The sequence below is a fragment of the Chryseobacterium sp. CG10_8 genome, assembly GCF_058117085.1.
Genome location: NZ_JBYVEB010000253.1, coordinates 1 through 913 on the forward strand (window position 1 = coordinate 1; position 913 = coordinate 913).

General features: G+C 35.3%; 1 protein-coding gene. It reads right to left on the reverse strand.

The genetic code is table 11. From position 1 onward, the window contains the following. The coding region (locus AC4AGG_RS16595; RefSeq protein WP_489773135.1) for a hypothetical protein at positions 1–673 on the reverse strand (673 nt) is incomplete at its 3' end. Positions 674–913 lie beyond the last annotated feature (240 nt).

The window sequence follows — 913 nt, forward strand, 5'->3', positions numbered from 1 at the left end:
AACCATTCGTTGATGTTGTTGGTAACATAAACGTGCCGCCTTGGCAAATTGGAGCTACTTGTGTGAAAGTTGGAGTAACAGGATTATTGCACCCTCCTTCCATTGGATAACACAATTGTTGCACTGGATTCAAGTACATATGTACAGCTGCATTTGATAAACTTGCAATTTCTACAATTAACTTCGAAGTTGAATATGAAGTAATATTCGTTGCGATTTTATACGACAAAACTCCATTATATATCTCAGTACTAATATTGTTAAATGATAGATTTGCTACCAAGTTAATATTAGGATGGTACAATTTTACAGTAGCACTATTACCAACCCATTCACTAACTGGAATATAAATTACGTAGCTTGCATTATTCCTATTAATACAAATACCGTCAGCTTTATCAATACATAATTCTTGATTTGTAAAATCATTCCACTGACTCTCTGGTAAAGGAGCTAACGTATTCGATACTGCTGCATTTTGCGTTCCACTTACTTCATAGGTTAAAGTCTGATCCCAATTACTTGTATTTGCTGCCTTAATGTAATAATATTGTTGTCCATCTTTAGTAACCGTTGTCAAATCTCCAACATTATAAGTAATTGGGCTGATTGCATAATTATTGTTTGGATGATAAACCTTTAGTACTACTGATGGACTATTCCACTGGCTCACAGGTATCAAGATATCTGCATAACCATGATGTAAACGGCTAAAACATACATCTGCCTTCGGTACACATGCTTCAGATGTTCCTGCTGCAGTCCACTGACTCTCTGGTAAAGAAGCCAAAGTATTTGATACTGCGGCATTTTGCGTTCCACTTACTTCATAGGTTAAAGTATCATTCCTATAAGGATTATTTGCTGCCTTAATGTAATAATATTGTTGTCCATCTTTAGTAACCTTTGTCAA